General features: G+C 50.7%; 20 protein-coding genes and 1 pseudogene. 5 read left to right on the plus strand and 16 right to left on the minus strand.

Features of this window, described 5'->3' with window-relative positions; all coding sequences use genetic code 11:
- Positions 1-128 precede the first annotated feature (128 nt).
- Positions 129-758, plus strand: coding sequence for a recombinase family protein (locus tag FH603_RS25680; RefSeq protein ID WP_186741705.1), 630 nt, complete (start codon positions 129-131; stop codon positions 756-758).
- Between the two features lie 5 nt (positions 759-763).
- Positions 764-2155: an ISKra4 family transposase gene (locus tag FH603_RS25685; RefSeq protein WP_186741707.1), complete on the plus strand. Its 1392-nt coding sequence runs from the start codon at positions 764-766 to the stop codon at positions 2153-2155.
- Positions 2156-2187: 32 nt separating this feature from the next.
- On the opposite strand, the pseudogene FH603_RS28780 reads toward FH603_RS25685, so the two are convergent.
- The 10 genes and pseudogenes from FH603_RS28780 to FH603_RS25730 all read right to left on the minus strand — a co-directional run.
- A pseudogene (locus tag FH603_RS28780) lies at positions 2188-2702 on the minus strand (transposase); the annotation flags it as partial.
- Positions 2602-3558 carry an IS3 family transposase gene (locus FH603_RS25700; RefSeq protein ID WP_394366414.1) on the minus strand — a complete coding sequence of 319 codons (957 nt, stop codon included), beginning with the start codon at positions 3556-3558 and terminating at the stop codon, positions 2602-2604. The gene FH603_RS25700 and the pseudogene FH603_RS28780, both read right to left, overlap by 101 nt.
- Positions 3559-3590: 32 nt before the next feature.
- A complete protein-coding gene (locus FH603_RS29350; RefSeq protein WP_394366415.1) occupies positions 3591-3857 on the minus strand; it encodes a transposase in 267 nt (88 codons plus the stop codon).
- A gap of 120 nt (positions 3858-3977) precedes the next feature.
- Positions 3978-4118, minus strand: coding sequence for a hypothetical protein (locus tag FH603_RS25705; protein ID WP_186741721.1), 141 nt, complete (start codon positions 4116-4118; stop codon positions 3978-3980).
- Positions 4119-4216: 98 nt separating this feature from the next.
- The gene (locus FH603_RS25710; RefSeq protein WP_186741723.1) at positions 4217-4408 is read right to left on the minus strand and encodes a hypothetical protein; all 192 of its coding nucleotides are present in this window, start codon (positions 4406-4408) and stop codon (positions 4217-4219) included.
- A 179-nt stretch (positions 4409-4587) separates the two neighbouring features.
- Positions 4588-4722 (minus strand): hypothetical protein, encoded by a 135-nt coding sequence (locus tag FH603_RS29030; protein ID WP_262891314.1) that lies wholly within the window; start codon positions 4720-4722, stop codon positions 4588-4590.
- 141 nt (positions 4723-4863) lie between these two features.
- Positions 4864-6126, minus strand: a complete 1263-nt coding sequence (locus FH603_RS25715) for a DUF4249 domain-containing protein (protein ID WP_186741725.1) — start codon at positions 6124-6126, stop codon at positions 4864-4866.
- A 34-nt stretch (positions 6127-6160) separates the two neighbouring features.
- Positions 6161-8911, minus strand: coding sequence for an outer membrane beta-barrel protein (locus FH603_RS25720; protein ID WP_186741727.1), 2751 nt, complete (start codon positions 8909-8911; stop codon positions 6161-6163).
- Positions 8912-8959: 48 nt separating this feature from the next.
- Positions 8960-10171 (minus strand): DUF4249 domain-containing protein, encoded by a 1212-nt coding sequence (locus FH603_RS25725; protein ID WP_186741729.1) that lies wholly within the window; start codon positions 10169-10171, stop codon positions 8960-8962.
- A gap of 162 nt (positions 10172-10333) precedes the next feature.
- On the minus strand, positions 10334-10846 hold the full coding sequence (locus tag FH603_RS25730) for a hypothetical protein (protein WP_186741731.1): 513 nt from the start codon (positions 10844-10846) through the stop codon (positions 10334-10336).
- A 314-nt stretch (positions 10847-11160) separates the two neighbouring features.
- Here FH603_RS25730 and FH603_RS25735 point away from each other — a divergent pair, with 314 nt between their 5' ends.
- The gene (locus tag FH603_RS25735) at positions 11161-13557 is read left to right on the plus strand and encodes a TonB-dependent receptor (protein ID WP_186741733.1); all 2397 of its coding nucleotides are present in this window, start codon (positions 11161-11163) and stop codon (positions 13555-13557) included.
- A gap of 28 nt (positions 13558-13585) precedes the next feature.
- Here the strand turns inward: FH603_RS25735 and FH603_RS25740 are convergent, their stop codons facing one another.
- The 4 genes from FH603_RS25740 to FH603_RS25755 all read right to left on the minus strand — a co-directional run bounded on the left by FH603_RS25740 (position 13586) and on the right by FH603_RS25755 (position 16155).
- Entirely contained in the window at positions 13586-13957 is a 372-nt protein-coding gene (locus FH603_RS25740; protein ID WP_186741735.1) for a hypothetical protein, read from the minus strand.
- A 473-nt stretch (positions 13958-14430) separates the two neighbouring features.
- Positions 14431-15129 carry a recombinase family protein gene (locus FH603_RS25745; RefSeq protein ID WP_186741737.1) on the minus strand — a complete coding sequence of 233 codons (699 nt, stop codon included), beginning with the start codon at positions 15127-15129 and terminating at the stop codon, positions 14431-14433.
- Between the two features lie 212 nt (positions 15130-15341).
- Complete coding sequence (locus FH603_RS25750; protein WP_235985610.1) at positions 15342-15587, minus strand: hypothetical protein; 246 nt, start codon at positions 15585-15587, stop codon at positions 15342-15344.
- A 94-nt stretch (positions 15588-15681) separates the two neighbouring features.
- Positions 15682-16155 carry a hypothetical protein gene (locus FH603_RS25755; RefSeq protein ID WP_186741739.1) on the minus strand — a complete coding sequence of 158 codons (474 nt, stop codon included), beginning with the start codon at positions 16153-16155 and terminating at the stop codon, positions 15682-15684.
- A gap of 501 nt (positions 16156-16656) precedes the next feature.
- Here FH603_RS25755 and FH603_RS25760 point away from each other — a divergent pair.
- The gene (locus FH603_RS25760) at positions 16657-17103 is read left to right on the plus strand and encodes a hypothetical protein (protein WP_186741741.1); all 447 of its coding nucleotides are present in this window, start codon (positions 16657-16659) and stop codon (positions 17101-17103) included.
- 877 nt (positions 17104-17980) lie between these two features.
- On the opposite strand, the gene FH603_RS25765 is transcribed toward FH603_RS25760, so the two are convergent.
- Together FH603_RS25765 and FH603_RS25770 are read right to left on the minus strand one after the other, a co-directional pair.
- Complete coding sequence (locus tag FH603_RS25765) at positions 17981-18499, minus strand: protein-disulfide reductase DsbD domain-containing protein (RefSeq protein ID WP_186741743.1); 519 nt, start codon at positions 18497-18499, stop codon at positions 17981-17983.
- Positions 18500-18920: 421 nt separating this feature from the next.
- Positions 18921-20393 (minus strand): TlpA family protein disulfide reductase, encoded by a 1473-nt coding sequence (locus FH603_RS25770; RefSeq protein ID WP_186741745.1) that lies wholly within the window; start codon positions 20391-20393, stop codon positions 18921-18923.
- A 219-nt stretch (positions 20394-20612) separates the two neighbouring features.
- Between FH603_RS25770 and FH603_RS25775 the strand changes: the two genes are divergently transcribed.
- Positions 20613-20900, plus strand: a complete 288-nt coding sequence (locus tag FH603_RS25775; protein ID WP_186741747.1) for a hypothetical protein — start codon at positions 20613-20615, stop codon at positions 20898-20900.
- The last annotated feature ends 325 nt before the right edge of the window (positions 20901-21225 follow it).

Consider the following 21225-nt stretch of genomic DNA (forward strand, 5'->3'; position numbering starts at 1 on the left):
TTAAGGGTAGCTCCGGTTTTTGGGAGGCCCAAGGCTGTTACGATGAATTAGAAGGCGATTCCGATGAGCCATAACTGTATCAGATTAACCAGATGGTTTAGTTGATACAGGATGGCTAGCTTTAGGGTATGCAACAGGCCGTCATCTTTGTTCGGGTATCTAAAAAGGAACAGGACTACCAGCGCCAGCTGGAAGATTTACGATCGCTGGCACTAAGCCAGGCGGTGCAGGTAGTAGCGGAGATTTCGGAAAAGATCAGCGGTGCCCGTACGAATCAGGAGCGGGATGGGATTCAGGAGTTACTACGACTAAGTCGCACCAGAGCGATTCAAAAAGTATTGGTTTGCGAAGTCTCCCGGTTAGGTCGCTCTACGGTTGAAGTCTTGCAGGTTGTAGACGAACTAACTCAGCTTGGGGTGAGCATTTACGTTCAAAATTTTGGTATTGAGACCCTCAGGAATGGCAAGCGTAATCCGGTGGCCCAGTTCCTGTTTACTTTACTGGCTGAGTTCGCTCGTTTAGAACGAGAGACACTGCGCGAACGCATTCTGTCGGGCATGGACGAAGCTCGACGGCAAGGCAAGAAAATCGGCCGCCCCGACGGAACAACGGAGGGGAAAGCGGCTTTTCTGAAAAAATATGCCTCGGTAGTGCGGAATCTGCGAGCTGGGTTGAGTGTGCGAAAAACGGCTAAATTGTGTGATGTATCCATTAATACGGTTCGAAAAGTCAATGAGTACGTACTACTTAAACCCTGACTGCCATGAAGTTCACTATCTCATTGACCGTTGAAGCTTGCGGTAAATCGCTTCAAACCGAGTCTGTCTTGACGTTCGATAAAGAGTGCCAGGACGTGGCTAACATCGGTTTGTCGCTCCCTGAATCAAAACAGCTACTGGAGGCACTGCAAGCTCAAATCGTCCAACAACAGGCCAATTATTTTCTGGCCCAGGCGTTACCTAACTTACCTGCCAGTCGGGTTTTAAAAGATTATCAGACCCTAACGCTGCGAACCCTATTTGGTATTATACGGCTGAGAAGTCCCCGGTTCACGGTCATCCCATCATCAGGTAAGCCTCAAACAGTAAGCCCATTACGGTCATTGTTCACCCAGCGAACTACGCCTGAAATGCTCTATCTGGAGACCAAATGGGCGGCCTCGCTATCTTATTCCCAAACGGTTGCGTTGCTCAAAGACGTGTTACCTGTTGATCAAAAACTCAATGCCGTTACTATTCGAAATCATTTGGGACAGGTTGCTCGTCAAGTCGATAGTCAATTAAGCGTCGCCCCCTTAACCAACGCAACAGGCCTTTTGGTTAGCCAAAGTGCAGTAACTCAAGCCGAAGGATCACTCGTTATGGGGGTGGATGGGGGCTATTTACGAGATTGGACACAGAAGAAGACCTGTTTTGAAGTAATAGTTGGTAAATCGGTTCCAACAGAGCAGTGTGCCAAATGTTTTGGCTTCATGCAAGGGTATGATCAGAAGGCCAAAGAGCGTGTCTTAGACGTTTTGAGCCAACAAGGATTTAGTAGCAGTCAACGAGTTGTTTTTCTGTCGGATGGTGCGGCCAATCTACGGCAGTTACAAAACTACCTGACCCCAAACGCTCAGCATATTCTGGACTGGTTCCACCTAACAATGCGTTTTACAGTCCTCCAACAGTATTTACAGGGGTTGACTAAAGTTGACGCGGAAGGGGAACAAATGCAAAAACGGTTGGAAAGTGCCAAATGGCACCTCTGGCACGGAAACACGATCAAAGGTCTGGAAGTGATTAATGATCTGGACTGTGACGCCGATCTACACCGTCAGGAAGCTCCTACCAAATACGAGAAGATCAAACCACTTATTCGGTATCTTAGTGAGTTGGAGAGCTACATTCGGCAAAACATGCATCTAATCGTTGATTATAGTGAACGCTATCGGTACGGGGAAGCAATCTCGACCGGCTTTGTGGAGTCAACGGTCAATTATGTAGTGGCCAAGCGGTTTACCAAAAAACAGCAAATGCAATGGAGTAAAGCGGGAGCCCATCAGATGCTGGTAGTGCGGACGAAAGTCTTAAATGAGGAGTGGGAAGGTGAGTTTAAGAAGCAGTATCCCCAGTTTCGAGCGCAATCTTTCGCGGCAATGGGGATGGCTGCTTAACCGGATTGACCCCAGGCTTTTTTATGCTCTCCCCTATACACCCTTTTGTGGTTGTCACGCCAGCCTTCTCGGCGCAATAGCACATAAATCCGCTGATAACCGTACCGAACTCTTACCTGGGCAATTTCTTTGATTCGTTTCCGGATCACGGAGTCATCTCGACGACGAGACTTATACTGCAAGGAGGATCGACGGAACTGAATAACAGAGCAGGCACGACGGGCCGAAACTCGGTAGTTTTCCATTAAACTTGAGGCCAGTTTTCTTCGCTGAACTGGCCTTAAAGCTTTTTTTTGAGCACATCCTGAAGCATTTGTTTGTCCAGGCTCAGATCGGCCACTAGCTGTTTCAACTGACGGTTTTCTTCTTCCAACTGGCGTAATCGGTGCAGTTCGGCAACACCCAATCCGACATACTTCTTCTTCCAATTGTAATAGGTAGCCTCGCTAATGCCCATTTTGCGACATACTTCGGCTACGGCTACTCCAGTATCGGATTGTTTGAGAGCAAAGACGATTTGCGCTTCGGTGAACTTCGTTTTCTTCATGACGATTTGTTTGATTTAAGTTAATCCAAATCGTCCGATTTTCTCTACTTTCTACTGGAACGCTTTTCTGGGGGGACGTCACCTGTTGGTATTCGACTGGTGTCAGAAACTTCAATGCCTGATGGGGCCGCTCCGTATTGTACTCTACCAGCCAGGCATCCACCGCTCGGCGCACCTGCGCCAGATTACTGAACGTGTTAGCATTGAGCACTTCTCGTCGGAACGTGCCGTTAAACCGTTCAATGTACGCATTCTGAGTGGGCTTCCCCGGCTCGATTCGGTGCAATATAACCCTCTTATCCGCACACCAATCCTGCAAAGTTTGGCTAATAAACTCTGGTCCATTATCACTCCGTAACCGCTCAGGCTTACCATAGCATTCCACTAACCGATCCAGTAGCCGGGTCACTCGTTGAGCGGGCAGAGAATAGTCGACTTCAATGCCCAGGGCTTCCCGATTATAGTCATCAAGCACGTTTAAGGTGCGGAACTTACGGCCGTCGGTCAAACTGTCGGACGTGAAATCTAACGACCAGCAACCGTTACAGGCCATCACTTTGGGCAACGGCTGGCGAACCGCTTCAGGCAACCGTTTCTTGACTTTGCGCGGTAGATTCAGGCCAGCTAACCGGCACAATCGTCTGACCCTCTTGTGGTTAGCTGTCTCACCCTGCTTACGTAGCTTACGGTGAATCTTCAATAAACCCCAGTGCTTATAACGCTTCGCTACCTGTTTAATGCGGTCTTGCAGACCCTGATCTTTTTCTTTAATGACCACCGGATCCGCCATCGCGTTACGGCTAAGGCCTGTCCAACGACAAGCTTTGCGCTGACTTAGTTTCTTTTCGGAAACCATCCATTTCGCCAACGCTCTGCGCTCGACAGGCCCTACCACTTTTTTTGGAGAGCCTCTTTGAAGATGTCATTTTGCAAACTCAGGTCGGCATACATTTTCTTAAGTCTGCGGTTTTCTTCTTCCAAGTCTTTCAGGCGCTTGACTTCCGAAACCTGCATCCCCCCGTATTTGGTCTTCCAGTTGTAAAAGGTAGCTTCGCTGATACCATGCTCACGAGTAATTTGAGCGATAGTTTGGCCGCCGTCCTGTTGTTTGAGAATCGCCACGATCTGCGATTCTGAGAATCGTCCTGCTTTCATTTCCCTTTTCAATTACCAGTGAAAGTTAGTTTTTTTGCTCTACCTTTTACTGGCTCACTTTTAGGGGTTCAGGACACTACCAGCCGTACTGGTAAGAGGACCAGGACCGGGCGTTTTAAATCATCTGATCCAGCCAGCGAAGCCTACGGGTGGGCTGATCGCACCAGTGTTGGTGCGACCTCGGCCCACCCGTAGGCTCACCGGGCGGTGCTGGCCCTGAACAATTGTTAGGGCCAGCACCAGACAGCACAGCAGTTTCATGGTAACGGGGTTTAGGCAGATACATAGCAGATACGTTGAGGGACAGGGAGGATATCAAAATTGGGGGCTATGACGCGCAGGTTATAGCCCCCAATCGCTTAGAAGTACGTTGAAAAGCCAAACTGAAACCCGGCAGCGCGGGCAGGCGGATCACCCAGCATATCGGTCTGCCAATGGTAGCGGTAGTTACCCCGAATTACGGTTGTGGGCGAAGGACGGAAACTAAAGCCCGGCACAATGGTCCACAGATCATCCCGCAGCGGATCACCGGTTTCAGCGAACCTACCCACTGTTTAGCACAGCGCGACTTGACTATTGAATCCTATTAGAAATGTACTATTTTATTTATTTCGATTTTTATCGTGACGCTACTAACTGAGTCGTCAATAAGTGCAATTTTAGAATTCTCCGATTTCGTTCACGAAAACGCTTCCTTAACTATACGCTTCCACTTGTTAGGGCTGTGACGTCACATAGCTGGAAAGGGGTTGGGGCTTAGCTTCGGGTCGAACTCGTTCACGCAGGTGCTCAGGCTGAACGGCAGCCCCATGAGACTGATGGCGAATAGCAGCTTCCTGATGATTGTTGACAGACGGTTAGGCATTAACAGTCGGATGAAACGGATTGGCGGGACAAAATACGGCTATTTATCCGGTTGTCGCCTGTTAATTGGATGAACCTGCGCAAAATATGGCTGTAAGAACCACGAAATACGGGACAGCAGCACCCGGCAGCGTCAGGTGAATCAATCCCGCCAGCCTTCGGGTTTGACCGGGGTGCGGCGGTCGCTGGATACGCAGACGGCGGTGGGCGGGCGCACCTGAAAATTTCGTACGCCAATGGAAGCGGGAGGGGATGGCTTGCCCCGATCATCATTTGGATCGACTAAGAGATTCTCCGCAGAAGGATATAAACCAGTCATACCCCGAAACAAACCCGGTGGCTGACCCGTGGCGTCCCGGCGATCCAGCCAGTACCGCTCCGCAGCCACCGCCGATGCGGTGAAAAAGCCTACCGTCGTCTCCCGCCCGTCAGCCACATTCCGAACGTTACCAATGGGAATCGCCGGGGGCGAATCGGCTAATCCGCCCGTGTTCTGGGTCTGTTGCTGTAACAACTCGAAGTAAGCGTGGGCTTTTTGCGTCAGAGACGACTGCCGGACCTCCACCAAACAGCCCGTATCCTGGTAATAGGGAATCTGCGCCACCCGCCGTCCGGTCAGCCGACCTCCGTTGCTGAGTTCATCATTGAACAGATTCAACTCGTAGCTGTACAGGATCTCCCAGCAGCGCGTTCGACAGGGGTAATCATTAACGAAATACGCCTGACTTGCGCCAAGCGTGCTCCCTCCTGTGTTTGGGGGAGTGTAGCAATCTTCGTACAACTGATTAGTGTTGCCGGGGTTCCAGATTAGGTAATAGCTAAATCCACAGGAGCGGCACCAGTCCTGTTTTTCCCACAGCGTCCACTCCCAGCGGTAGTAGTTGCGCTCGGTAGCCGGGTCCTGCCAGTCGACATACACATCGCTGGCCCCCCGAATCAGGCTGGGTCTGCCATCAGACCGCTGAGCGGGCAGGCTGGCGGGGTTAAATCGCTGGTACACGCGGCCAATGGCTACCAGGGCGGGCATAATCTGTTGAGTGGACTCATACCGGCTGCCATCGCTCAGGGTAAAACGGAGTTGATAGGCATGGCCCACCTGCCCCCGGAAGTTACCCGGTAGTCGGTATGTACCATCTATGGTTTCGGGCGCTGCAATAATCTGAGTCGAATCGATTACTACTTCAACGTTGGCTTTCGTGATGGGTATAGTCCCAAACCGCCCGGTTACCGGGTCGGCGCGGGAGCGGTTGAGCCGGATGAGCTGGGGTTCGGCGAGGTTGGTGATCGTGCCATCGACCACCACAATGTCTACAGTGCCGCGTAGGGTTTGGTCGAACGGGTCGACGCAGGCTGAAAGACTGATTGTTGAGCAAATCAGCAGGAATTTTGTCAAGAAATGCAGCATGTGAAGTCGATGTGGTGCAGATGGCATGGTGAGTTCAGGACGTTTTGCCAAACTGCCAGAGGTTATAAATAAAACTAAGCAGAAAATACCGCTTCAGCACCTGAGTCTGCCTGTCCTCGACGTACGTATCCGTGACGGTCCGTGCCAGGCTGCGGTTTTGATTCAGCAAATCGAATACCTGAAGCCGCAACTCACCCTGCTGCCCGGTGAGAAACGCCCGGCTTACATAGCCGTTCCAACGGGCATATGGCTGATTATAACCGGCTGATCGACCCGTGGTTGCCACGTAGGTTAGGTCGGTAGCCAACCTAAAGCCTAATGGGAGCGGGCAGTAAAGCTGGCTGCTGATCAGGGTCGTCCAGGACTGGTTGTCGGCTTGGCGTTGCAATGAGTACAAAGCCCGTTGATGATTCACCGTTCCCGATAAACCGACCTCGATGGTACTGGCTACAGTTGTATTGACGCTGACGCTTTGCCCGGCCATCAGCGCGAGGGAACGATTGGTCTGTGTATTGATAAAACTCACCCCCCGGATCAGGATTACGTTCGTCGTCAGGTTGAGGGTGCCTTTGAGCGAACCAACGGCAAGCGGTCTCCCAATCGACACGGTGCCGTTGGCCGTTGTGTACCCACTGGCGTTGACGGGCCGGGTGACCTGTATTCCGGAGACATCGAGAGTAGTTGCCGGGACGATACGGTGGTTGGTCAGCCCAACGGTCAGCAGGGCAAATACGGTCCGGTACGTCTTGGTTTGAAAGCCATTGTAGCTGAGTGACAGTGAGTGGGTGAACTCAGGCCGCAGGGCCGGATTGCCCGCCTGAATAAACAGCGGGTTCGTTACGTCGGCGACCGGCTGAAGCTGCGTAACCGAGGGGGCCGTGGTGCGGGTCTGGTACTGAACTTGTAAATACTGATTTTGGGCCAACTGCGGACGAAAAACAAGGTTGGGCAGCAGGTTTACATACTGCCGGTTTAGCGGACTCGTACCCGTCTGGTAGGCAGAGTGCAACGTAGCCTGCTGAATGTCGACGCCCAGCGTGTAGCTATAGCGTGGCCTGCGTACCTGCCAGCCCGAACCCAGCCGGTTGGTGATAAACGTGCTTTGAAATTGACTGCTTAGCCGGGCATTCGGCTGGCTGATACCGGTGGCTTCGTTCACATCCGAAACCACGCGCTCCGAAGTACCCTGATTAGTAGCCAGATTGTACCGGAACTCGATGGTTTGCTGATCTGTCAACGGTTCGGTGTAGTACAGGCTCAATTCGTTCGTGGTGGAGCGGGTATGCTGGGCGTTCCGCTGATCGATGCGGATTGGGGGCAGACTGTCCTGACCCGGCTGCGGTCTATAATAAGCATTCTGCGCCCGGTTGCTGCCGTCGCTGACTAACCGGTTTAGGGCTGTGTTCAGGCTGAGAGAAAGCGTCCGGCCGGGTCGGTAGAACCGGTGCATCCAGAGCAGCGTGTTGTTGATGGTCCGATTGGTTCCGGCGGCTACCGTCTCGCTCAGGCTTTGGTTCAGGGGTTGCCGGTTGCTGATGCGGGTTTCGGTGGTTAGCTGGGATGCGTTGCTGGTCGTGTACCCGGAGAAACCGGAACTGAAACGAATCAGATTCATCGAATCGAGCTGGTAATCGAGTCGGATGTTTATACTGTGATTGACGGCGCGGGTCGTGCTGCGGCTGTCCGTGTCGCTGAGGAGGGCAAGCCGGGTGGTGTCCACTGTGGGTTGGGACGATGTGCCCGGCAGCAGCGTCTGCCGGAGACTACGTTGCCCGGTCAGGGTGGTGGCGTCGGTGGCTACGTAGCTGGCGGTAATCCGGGTTCGCTTTCCCCAGCGGTCGGCGTAGTTGAGTCCGGCCCCGGTTGAGCGGGTAATGCCATCGGATTGACCGGTCGCATCGTTCGTTCCGCCTCTGGTTCGGCTGGTGTAGGCGGGCAGACTATAGCCAGTCTGATTGATGTTGTTGGCCTGCCCCAACAGCGAAAACTGGCTTTGCTGCCGGAATCGGTTGATGCCCCCGCCCGCTTGGTAGCGGCCAGCGGTGCCGTAACCGAGGGCCTGCTGGCCAAACTGCCCCCGGCGACCTTCGGGTTTGGTGACGATGTTGATAGTTCGGACGCGCCCGCCGTCGTCCACGCCCGAAAATGCCGACTGGTCGGAGCGGTTGTCGAACACCTGAATTTTGTCGATCAGATGGGCGGGCAGGTTGCGGGTGGCCATCTTGGGATCGTTACCGAAAAACGGCTTACCGTCCACAAACACCTGTTGCACAACCCGCCCCTGCGCCCGCACGGAGCCATCACCGGTTACGTCGACTCCCGGTAGTTTGCGCAGCAGGTCCTCGACTAATGCGTTGGGTTGGGTGGCAAACGCCCCGGCGTCGAACTCCAGCGTGTCGTTGCGAATCGTGATTGGCGCACGACGCTGTACGTTTACCTCCCGCAACCGTACGGTTTGGCGCCGCAGGGCCAGCGTTCCTAAGTCGAGCGTCTGGCTCGTCCCGGAAACAAGCACCGGGCGTTGGAAGGGCGCGTAACCTACGTAGCTAACGGTTAGCTGGTAGCGGCCCTGAGGAATGTTGGGGAAGGTAAATCGCCCCTGCGCATCGGCTAATTGAAAACCCGCCCGTGCTGAGTCAGTTACTGACCTGAGCAAAACAGTAGCCTGAAGTAGGGGTTGGCAAGTGGCCGAATCCGCAATCAATCCCCGAATAATAAAATCAGCTTTAGTTTGGGCATTGACCGTAAAGGCGAATGACAGCAAGGACAATATAGCACAACTCATATGCATGGCTCATTGTGTTTGTGCTGGTCCTTAAAACTAAACAATGGCTTAATCTTGCCATCCTTCAGGCTTATTCGGGGTGCGGGTATCACTCTCCACGCAAACCGCCGTAGGCAAGGGGCGAAACGTTACAGAAGGCTTGGGCTTCCCGTCATTGGGGTCCACGTTTAGACCCTCGGGGGAGGGTTTTAGTCCTGTGAGTCCCATAAAGAGCCCAGGAGAGCCGCCCGTGTTCTGCTTTCGATCTAACCAGTAGCGCAGGGGCGCAACCGCCGAAGCCGCAAAATAACCAACTAATCGTTCCTTATTGTTAACTACATTAAACACGTTGCCCAGCAAAGCCGTCGGGGGCGAATCGGCTACACCCCCGTTGTTTTGGGTTTGGTCCTGGGCCAGTTTGTAGAATCGGTATGCCTGAGCGGTCAGCGATGACTGCCGGATTTCCACTAAGCACCCTCGATCCTGATAGTAGGGGATCTGTGCTACTTTCCGCTTCTGAATCAGACCGCCATCACTGAGCTGGTCATCAAACACATTGATTTCGAAATTATGAATGATTTCCCAACACGCTGTTCGACAAACGTAGTCATGCACATAATAGCCGTTGCGCCCGTCATCGGGGAAACAAGATTCGTAAAGGGTATTATTGATTGGGCTATTAATCATGTAGAAACCCTGTTGGCAGGTGTGACACCATTCTTGCTTTTCCCAGAGTTTCCAGTCCCAGCGGTAATAATTGCGTTGTTCGGCTGGGTCTAGCCAGTCCACAAAAAAGTCGTTAGCGGCCCGGTTCAGGTTGACCTGCCCATCGTAGCGTTGTGCGGGCAAACTGGTCGGGTTAAACGTATTGCTCAGTCTGGAAATGGTGGGCACAGCGGGCATCACCTCCGGGGTAGACTCGTAACGCTGACCATTTTTTAACGTAAACCGCAATTGGTAGCTATGGCCTACCCGACCTGAAAAGCTATTCGGTGCCTGATACCGACCAGGTTTAGTTTCATTTAAGGTTACCACTTTCGAAGAATCTATAAAAATTTCTACAGCGGCCCCGGTTAAGGGTGACGTACCAAAACGTCCCGTCAGTGAATCCGATTTAGACCGGTTGAGATAAATAACTTGTGGCTCGTTGAGATTGGTGAGGGTGCCATCAATCACGATGAGGTCAAGTCGGCCCTGAAGCGTCTGGTTAATTGGGTCGACGCAACGTAACATCAGGATGATGATAAGAACAAAGACAAAGAGTAATCTGAGCAAATTCATAGTCAAGGAGCAAGGAGCAAGTTAGAGGATGGGTTATTTCCGGAAAATGCGATCAGCCTTGATTCCGGATACATACACTAAATACTACATGATATTACAACCAATAAGGGGTAGATCAACAGGTATCGCGTACCTGTTGATCTACCCCTTATTGGTCTCTAGTTAATAGGATGCAGTCCAGTAATCGCTGATACTGCTTGTCGACGTCTCAACTCTCAGCGTCCACGAATTACACCCTCCTCTTTTCTGAACACTAAGTTGACCGCCTGAGTAAGTACTTATTGACATACCCCAAGGTCCACCATAACTGGCAGAACCGACGTAGCCGTTGTAAGCGGAAGGGTTTGAAACCGCCCAAGGCTGAGGACTACCAGTTAATCCGCAGTTGTTGTCCAGATAGAACCGATTTGGCACATCGTGTGCCGAGTAGTTTACAACTATGCTACCACCATCGGGGATCCCACTTGCATCAACAGGGTAGGTTCCATAGTTGTAGTAGCCAGAATTTGCCGGTCGGGTGCCGCTCCAAGAAGCTCCCATCGGTTTTGCTTTGCTTACTAAGACGTTGTTTACCTGACTAGTCAGGTTCACGTTGTTACCCGGATCGGGTAGATTGAGCGATACCCATATCAGGGTCATCACTACAGCGGTGAAGGAAGCGGAATAGAGTTTCATAAAGAACGGTGTTTAGTTTTCATAAAATTAAAAAGAATAAATAGACTATTACAAGTATCTTAGTAAAGCATAATTTAACTAAAAAATTAACATGTATAATTATTTCATGAACAAATGCCGCAATGAGGGTATGGACAAGTGATCGTTTGTACTTAGCTTGTTTGGTGGAAAAATAAAATTTTTCAGTTGTGACAACCTTTTTTCATTGAGTCGATAGGGAAACACGGACTTGCCTGTTTTTACAACTATGCTATGCCCATAATCTCATGCTTCATCGGTTTTGCGCCACGGTGCTCACCAACTCAACTCCTGCCATGAATCGACTTTTACCCCTCGCTCTATTGGTTGTCCTACTTCCAACTGGTGTCTTCGCTCAGCTCACTTACACGCTCTCCGGCGTCGTGCGGGATTCGGCCACCAACCAGCCACTCAACCGGGCCGCTGTTGTGCTCGACTATGAGAAATCCACCACCGGAACCTACACCAACGCCGAGGGAGAGTACTCGATCACCATCCGGTCGGGCCCCCACGTGGTGGTGGTGCGGCACGTCGGCTACGTACCCTACCGGCAAACGGTCCGGGTGCGGGGCAATACCCAGCTCAACGTGCAACTGCCGAGCGTGTCGTCTCAGTTGGAGGAGGTGGTCGTGACCAGCAAAGGCTATGACCGCAACGTGCGCCAGCCGCTACTGGGCGTGAGCCAGATTAACATTGCAGCCCTCAAACGGATGCCCGCTGCGCTGGGCGAAACCGATATTCTGCGGAGCCTGCAAATGCTCCCCGGCGTAACCAGCGTGGGCGAAGCGGCCAACGGGGTTAATATCCGGGGCGGCACCACCGATCAAAACCTAATTCTATTGGACGACACCCCCATTTTTAACCCCACACACATGTTCGGGCTGTTTTCGGTGTTTCCGCCCGATGCCGTCAGCGGGCTGGACCTCTACAAGGGCAACGTCCCCGCCCGCTTCGGGGGACGGGCCGCGTCGGTGCTTGATATCAGCCTGAAAAACCCGGGTCTGGAGCAGACGCAGCTGAGCGGTGGTATCAGCTTTGTGGCTAACCGCCTGACCCTTGAAACGCCCATCGTAAAAGGGAAGCTGGGCCTATTGGTATCGGGCCGTGCCGCGGTCAACGACTTCCTGCTGCGGCTGGTGTCCCCGCGCCTAGACAACATCCGGGCCAAGTTCGGCGACGGTACAGCCAAGCTCTTCTGGCGCATCAACGACCGTAACACGGTGACGGCAATGGGCTACTACAGCGCCGATCTGTTCCAGACCAACCTGCTGGGGAGTTTGTCCAACATCAACGCCACTAATACGCAGTACCAGCAGGAAATGGCCAATGGCATGGTGCGCTGGTTTCACGCCTTCACCCCGGCTCTGAACCTCCAGACGACCGCCCTCGTGGCCCGCTACATACCCAAGATCCTATCCATCGAGGACAGCACAAATAATAAAGTCGTGCTGAAACAGTCGCTGTTACAACGGCAACTGAAGTCGAACCTGAACTACCAGTTGGCCAATCAGAAGATCGAAATCGGGGCCAGTGCCACGCATTACCAGCTTAACCCCGGCGAGTTGCTGCCCGGCAGCAGCGAAGCCGTCAACTACCAGAGCACCCCGCCCGAAAACGCCCTCGAACTGGCCCTTTACGCCGAAGACGAATGGAGTTTGTCGGACCGGCTGGCTCTCTCGGCGGGGCTGCGTTATTCGCACTTTCTCAATCTGGGACCCTCGGTAGTTCGCCAATATGCAATCGGCGAAGCCACGGACGTCACGACGGTGGTGGATTCGGTGCGCTACGGAGCCGGACAGGTAACGGCACAGTACGGCGGGCTGGAACCCCGCATCGGCCTGCGCTACGCCCTGGGTGCGAAGGCGTCAATCAAAGTGGGCTACAACCTCATGCGGCAGTATTTGCAGGTCATCACCAATACGACCACCCCCCTGCCCACCTCGCGCTGGAAAACCGCCGATGCCCACATCCGGCCTCAGGTTAGCGAACTGCTGTCGGCAGGCTATTTTCGCAACAGTGCCAACAATATTTTCGAGGTGTCGGCGGAGGTGTACTGGCGTCGGACGCAGCAGGTGCTCGACTATAAACCGGGGGCTGATTTCCTGTTGCAACCTTATCCCGAGACCCAGTTGCTGTCGGGCCGCAGCCGGGCCTACGGGCTGGAGGTGATGCTGGCCCGCAAAAAAGGCGAGCTGACGGGCTGGGTCAACTACACCTACGCCCGCACACTGAATCAGGTCGATGAAGGAGCCGACTTCCGGCAGCGCATCAACGGGGGCGCGTGGTACCGAGCCAATTACGACCGACCCCACAGCGTCAATATTAGTCTGAACATCAACCAGACCCGCCACCACAGCTTCTCGTTTAACTTCGCCTACAGCACCGGGCGGCCCTACACCGCGCCGGAGGGCTTCGTCCGTTACCAGGGGCGCACGTATCCATATTACAACGAGCGCAATCAGTACCGGCTGCCCGCCTACCACCGGCTCGATTTTGCCTGGAACATCTATAACGCCAGCCTGAAGGCCCGGCGCTGGCAGGGCCACTGGACGTTTACGGTTTACAACCTGTACGGTCGTAAGAACGCCTACTCGATCTTTTACCGGACCGAAGGGCAGGCCACCAACCCCTACCGGCTGGCCATCTTTGCCGCCCCCATCCCAAGTCTGACGTATAACTTCGAGTTTAAATAAAGTCTATGAGAACGGCAGTTAGAAGGGTCTATTTCGCCTTCGTAATTGAGTTGACATTAACGGCCTGCGTTAATTTGTACCAACCTGATGTATTGTAGTAATGAGTGGCTGGCTGGAGCCCGGTGACACCGGTGGTAAATCGAAAGGGCAGTGTTCCCACTCGGACCTCTCTGGCCCAGTGGGCGTCCTGATCATCAAGGGTTGGTTGCCGATTGGTGGTTGAGCAAAGTTGGCCAATCGTAACGATGGATTCATTCCCCGATGAAAGCATCCGGGAAGTCAGAATGACGGACGTGGCGGCTACGTCCTGGTTTCGGATCAATTGCACCGGATCGAGGACCGCCAACGTGTTAGCCGGCAGAGGATCGGCTTTCTTTCGGCAACTGCTCACTAAAGCCATTATAGAAATAGCGGAGAGCAAGAGCCAAAAACGTAAAAGTCGTACTGATATAAACATGGAAAGCAGATTAAGTAGCTTTGTATCAGCAGTTTTTCTCCACAAAGTTACTGGCTATTCTGTTTCATACTCCCTACCATGTAAAGTAATACACTTTACTAATCAACCCATGAGTCGCTGTCTTACAGGCGTAAAACAGTGACTCATGGGTTGATTAGCAAAGCCGCCTACCGATTGGTCAACGCCTTTTCCCGTTGATAGGCTTCCTGACGAAAATAGCCCCTAATTTACCGGTCTTTTTCCACGGACAGCCGCGACGCGTGTTCGATGTTATCGACTGTTTTTTGTCCCTTACTGGATTTGGTTCGGCGTTATGGCAAAGAAGCCTTAGGTAAGCACTGATTCCGGGTATTGTGCAACTTTATGCCTCCTCGTCAGTCAAATCCTTATTTGGGTGTTTATCAAAAAAATGCAATTTAAGCCAGGTCAGTACGTATAACATCGGTTTCGCCCCATGCCTTCGTTGGTGTACTCGGGTCGAGTCGCTGCACGCTGGTAGCGAAGAATTCCTTGCCCCGCCGGGTACGGTAGCCCATCCGGTTCAGCTGCTGGGCGATAGCCTGGTAGGTCAGCCCTTCCAGTCGGTATAAACGGATCAGTTCTGCCGCCTGGCGATTGGCCTGATTAGTTCGGGCATTGTGCTGACGTACTTCCAGACCCCGTTGGGTAACGGCCGGGGTAATATTAGGCATGCCCAGTTTATACCCCTGCGCCTTCTTGGCCGCCAGGGCCGCCCGGGTGCGTTGCCCGATAAGTTCGCGCTCGTGCTGAGCCAGCACGGCCATGATGCCCACGGTGAGCGTATTGGCATCGGGGATATCACAGGCCACGAAGTCGACTTCGGCGTTGCGCAAGGAGAAGATAAACGATACGTTACGACTGAGCCGATCGAGCTTGGCGATCAACAGGCGTGCTTTGTGTTGTTTAGCCAGGGCCATGGCCGCGGCCAGTTGGGGTCGGTCGGCGCGCTTGCCGGACTCAACTTCGATGAACTCGGTCAGGACTTCGTCGTCGGCTTTGAGGAATCGTTTGACGATCTCCTGTTGGGCGGCCAGCCCCAGGCCGCTCTTGCCCTGGCCAGCGGTGGAGACACGATAATAGGGGACATATTTCATAAGGAAAAAAGTAGTTGACCGGTATGTGACTCCATAAAATTCATTGGTTACTTTTGATCCCTTTTGCCATGTTACTATATGGGTTGAGGTGTTCCACGGACAAACGTAGGCAAAAGTGGGGGTTTATAACATGTTCACGATGGGCGTTGTGATAATGTTATAATGAGCAAACAACAAAATGTAGTTACTTAAGGTCCTATTGAACTGCCTGCTTAGTCCGGCCATTGTTCCAAACCCGCCGCAATGCGTAGGGCTCGTTGTACATCTTCCCAATAGTAGCCGCTGTCGTAGCCTGTTGACACCCGATCACAAATGGTTAGAAAATCATTGGCCTGGTCAAACCGCAGCTGTGCCGGCGACGGTTCAGCAGGGTCCAGGGGGAGATGATCCGATACGCCTTCCATGGTCTTTGTTTGTTGGGATTTACCTGACCTCAATCGGGTCAGGGGTGAGTTCATTGAATAAATGGTCAGGCCACAATGACGCCGACGGCTTAACCACCCATTCGGTAGTCAAGCCGTCGACAACTCAGGCGTTTTTAGCATTAGCCACTTAAGCGTGTTTAGGTTTGCGGCCCCGAGGCTTACCGGTGTAGGCCGGTTTCTCGGCGGGAGACGCGCCGGCCAGCCGTAGTTCATAGCCCACTACGCCCGCTTCATAATCAAACGGCTCGATGGTAAACGTGTACTTGGTATGGCGGTAGTCTACACCGCCCTTCTCTAGGATCACGCCTAGGGCCAGCGTGTAACTTTTGGCGGCTTTCTGCAAGGAAAAGGTATCCGCCTGCTCGTCGTTAGTCGGTACCAGGTAGAGTGACTTGAGGCTGCGTTTGCCCGTTTGGGTGCCAATCCGAAACTGCACCGTGTCGGCTTCCAATTCCAGCTGGTCCAGCGTTTTAGCCGGGAATACCAGTTTGCCCGCCCCGGAAATGTAGCCGGTTAATTTAGCGGATTTGGTAGCGGCTTTGGGTAATTTGGTGTTGGTGTTTTCATCGGGGGTGAAAAACCGAATTGCTTTCTCTTTCATTAGACGTGTTATTGTTAAATAATATTGAAGGGTGAAAGTAGTCATTAATTCCAACCGATACGGTATGGCTTGCCCGGTACCCCGCTGGGTAGGTCAACCAAAAAGCGCCCATTTACTTTTCTCATTCGTTAGCCAGCTACCCCCACAACCAGACTTATTGATCCGTGAGCAAGTCTGTAAAATAAAGCGGGATAGAGTGTGTATTAGCCAACCCTTGTAACAACATGGAGGTGAAGTTACTTTACGGACTAATGCACGGACCTATAATAGTGACCCATCCTGAAAGAGTTTAAGACAATTAATCATATCTAGTGTCTATAGTATCACTCTTTATAAATATTCTCTCTATGTCCAAAAACTTGTATTTAATGTCTTTAAAGTGATGTAGTGGACAATAAGTAGACTTGAACTTTGTCAAAACAAAAATTAAGTCTATGGAACAGATAGAAGAACTGACAGAATTGAAATCTGTTACCCTGAAAGACCGAGTTAGTCAGGGAGATGGCGATTGGCCTTACGCCGAATAAAACGCTCCGTAAGGAAAATCAGCAGAGTTGGTCAATCACCAAAGAACTCGAACTAAGCCAGAGTGTAACGGTGAGTGCGGGCATACCGGAAATTGCAGAAGTTGCTACTACATTCACCTGGAGAATCAGCCAATCGACTACCCAATCCAGCTCACAAACAATCATCACTGAGTTTGTTATTGGCGACAGTGGTACACTTGAAGTAGGACAGTCCGTCAACTTAGCGGCTCTGGTACAACAAGGTAGCTTGGTCAACATTGCTTACACGGGCAAGATTACCTTCAACTTGAAATCAGGCGGCAGCTATACAAGTTCGTTCAATGGCGTTTATAGCGGGGTTGCCTACACAGGTGTAGTTATTAAGGATTTAACGACGAATCAAGTCATTAGTACAGGCAGCATTAGACATTTCGTCGCTTAGGCGTGGTCGCTACAGAGCTTTTGTGGAGTGGGAAATGAGAGCCCGGCGTTAACAGCGCCGGGCTTTGTTATTTGCATTCTTATAAAAAAGGTAGTGCTGTGCACTTATAGGGTTGCTACTACCAAACTATCTTTGAATCTGCCACCAAGCAGGAACATCCGTTTAAGATTTGTAACAAGGCTTTAATCAGCGTTATGGCTTTGTTACAAATACCCAATCATTAATAATCCACCTAACAAGCTGGCAGAAGCAATCAAATTGTAACTACTAATGCCAATTAATTTACTAAAAAAGTGGGTTAGGTCTTTCCTAATTGAAATAATATTTACCTAAAGTTTCCACAAAGAGAACAACAATGTTTCGAAGTGGGAAAATTTCAAGTAACTTATAGGTTTTGTTAAGCAGGATCTGATTCTGAAACGATCATTATTCAGTATAAGGTAGACACATTGCTCTTTGTTGAAATAATATTCTGAGATTTGTATTTATTGGTCTGTGAGTAAGTCTGTAAAGTTTGAATCAGCTATTCCAAAGCAATAGCTACTTTGAAACGTAGTTAGGCTAAAGCCACTTTACGGACTAATTCACGGGTCAATAAGCAGTTAAATATGCCTTAGGCGACGGAAGAGCAACCCACCGCTGTTGTCATATTTTTCAGCGTCTACAAAGTTCTTAAAACTATCTCTTCTCTTTTCACTGCTCCGGTAGCCCGGCCGCATCTGTCCACTTTTGGCTGGCGACGTACAATTTGACGAATAGCCACATCAGATTATATAATCCTAATCATAAGGCGAAAAAAGCCTTTTGGTGTGTCTGTCATGAAGCGAACGTTTACAGGTCATAATACGGTAAGTTTGCCGTAGAAAGCTATAACCACTTAGTGCTTGACCGGTGGTCTAACTACTGCAGGCGCACTTGCGGCTAATACGCTCAATCCCCTAATGACGAAATCCTCCTCGCCAGAAATACACTCCCCATCATCATCAGTGCAAACCTGATAACTGACCATACCACTAATTTGCGGTTGAGGAGCCAATATACGAATCATTTGCACAAACCTGGCCATTCCGTGCATTAGGTAGGTATCTCCCTCGAAAACTTCCTCGTACTTCGTTTTAACCTGACTTACTGGCTTCACCTGACCAATCAGCTCGTAGGTTTTGTTTGCATGGAATGAAAAGGCGGTTGGTAGTGGGCCTTCAATTTTAGGATTCGATACGGATGAGTAAATATGATAACCACTTTTTATAGTGGCAGTGAGGTTAAGACGAATTACTTCACCCACCTTAACGGTTGATTTAGCGGCTGAAAAAGTCCACGTGATTGGCTTGATAATTTGGGCAAGCGTAGCAATCGGCGACAACAGCCAGACCACAAGCGCAAAAATTGATTTCATACAACTTTAGAAATAGGGTAGTTTGGGAAAATGAGTTTTAAAACAGGATCATTACCAAAAATATGGTATACGTGTCACCACATAGATAAATACAACTTATTTCTGGAAATAAACGCTTGTTTCATTGACCAGTAGTGATCTTACAGAATTGGTAAAATAACATTTCCAGCAGGCATCTATCATCGGTACTATATCTGACTGTTTGCAGGCTGGTTATTAAAAAATAGATCAGTTTCTTCAACTAGTTAGATCCAGATTCTCAAGGTAGTGCTACTGGTGCACCCTTCTTAAGGTCTAAACCGGATTGACCTTGACTAAGGCCATTCGTACCGCCCCGTCTCACAGTCGATCCCCACAAAAGTGGCGGCTGATGCGGGTGCCTCATACCGCATGAATGCTCATCTGGATCAAACCCCAACCATTATTCCTTAATCGCTGCTATCGCTTTTTCAATTTTTGCCGCTATGCCCTGGCTGGGACGGTCAGCGAAGTTTTCGATAATCTTTCCGTCAGCACCGATCAGCACATAATGAGGGTATGTACTCACGCTATATTTCTCACTCAACGTTTTGGCCCAGGCTGGGTTAGCGTACAGATCAGTGGTTTTTAAACCAAATCGTTTCGATGCTGCTTTCCAACTGTCTTTCCACTTAAGCGATTGTTGTTCGTCCGCTCTTCCCGGCGTAGGTGTGCAGATACTGACGATTTTGACTGGTTTGCCTTTGAACTGCTCAACCAGTTTGTTTTCACAAGGCATTTCCTTAATGCATGCCCCACAAGTCGTGAACCAGAAACTTAGGTAAACCACCTGACCTTTGTACTGATTGAGTGTAATGAGCGAATCATTCGCATCGACCAAAGCAAATTGAGGTGCCTTGTCACCGGACCGTAGTAGCTTCACATTGCTGCTAACGCGTTGTTTGATATAATCGACCAAGTATTGGTATTGAGCAGGAAACTGTTTTTTAAAGTCTGTCTCAACCCGGTTCGGATTGTCTATCGAGCTGCTCAGTTCCCAGATCTCAAAAAAAGAGCCTGCGTTTTGGCCCAATTCCTGTTTGGCGTAATCCAGCTGACTTTGCCGTGAAAGCGCTTGTTTTTCCTGACGCATCTGCCAGAAGAGTTGTTCCCGCAAAAATCGCAGATAGTCATAGTGGTACAACGCCGTCAGGTTCTTCACCTTGATTCGACGTTTAAACTCGTAATAGGAAGCAGGAATCACCTGTTTTTTCTTTTGATAGTCGATCTGGTACCAAATCATATACACCCTGAGCCAGGCGTCAGTATAATTTAGTGCATTTGTTTCGTACGTTTTGAACCAATCGGGTAGCGTATGCTTCTTCTGATAATCCATCCAGAACTGATCCTGTTTCTGGTAGGTTTCATCCATCATTTTCTTAAAAGGAACGAGATTGGCAGCCCGCATTCCCTCGTTCATGCAAGCCTGCACGGGGTCATTCAGCGCTTGGGTTTTAGCCTGATAATACTGTTGAATTTCTTTGTTTTTGCCCGCGAAGGCGATAAATGGCTGATTAGGGTTCTCACCGCGTTTAGCTAAGATGAAGAGATTAATTGTATCACCAGGCGCCCCAACGATCTGATAGGTGGAATCGGCAATCGTGAGGAAAGATTGACTCACAGTTCTGGATGGGCTATTTAGATAAATTTCGTTTCGGTCAACGGTTATGGAGTCTCGAACATGATTTGCATCATTCTGGGGGAAGCTATGAGGGGTAGCCAACTTTACGGGAAGAGTTTGGGCTTGGGGCACTGACTTAATGTGCACCGTAAGCACCCCCGTTAGATCCAATTTCGGAAGCAATGCTTCTTTAGACTGGGCCATACAGATGGTTAAACTAAAAACGAGCATGAAAGCAGTCTGTAATGTTTTCATTTTAGCTCCAGATTAAGTGAGGTAACAAGGCATGTCAAATCTAAACTAAATATCTAGTTTAACGGCAACATTCTCTTATCTATTTCTGAAAAGGCAGGTGGTTTTATCACCCTGTATCCGCCCCCCTTGAGTGAGATGGTCTAATTAATCGGCACACTGGACTTGCTTAACTTCGCAAGACCATACAGCAACCAAGCAGAACCCAAACCCGGCGTAAGTATGATGCCGACTGCTCAAGCAGCCCTGTTCAAAAACGAAGTTGTTAAAATGTTGGTCAGTGGCCAGACAGCCGCCTATATTTCCAAGGCCCTGGGCGTTTCAGAGAACCTAACCTACCGCAGGAAAAATCAGAACAAAGGGGTGAAAAAAGCAAGTGGTGAGCCAAGTGAACTGTTACGGGAAAACCAGCAACTCAAGGATCGAGTACGGCAATTAGAAACGGAGCGCGAGGTCTTAAAAAAAGCCCGCCGGGCGACCCCGTTGAGCATTTCCAGCCGACAGACCTGAGGTTACACTATGAACTCATTCATGCGCTGGCTGATACGTTTACGGTCGAAACCCTCTGTTCCATACTAGGCCTGAGTCGGACAGCTTACTACGGCACGGGCCTTTAGGTTTGTGGTGTGGTAAGATTCTAAGATCTGGTTATTTTGCCTGAAGTAAACAAAGTAGGCTTCCCTACAGGGCCGCAGAGGTTTCGCTCTATGCTCAGATTCAGGTCCAGGGCTTTCTCATGAAATAAGCAAGGATTAAGAGTCCGTAGTTTTGTGGTTAACTAGACTACAAAAATCCATGACTCCCTTTCCTTGCCAACCCCAAAATACGTCCTTTT

The sequence above is a fragment of the Spirosoma utsteinense genome (assembly GCF_014282275.1).
Lineage (GTDB): Bacteria > Bacteroidota > Bacteroidia > Cytophagales > Spirosomataceae > Spirosoma > Spirosoma utsteinense.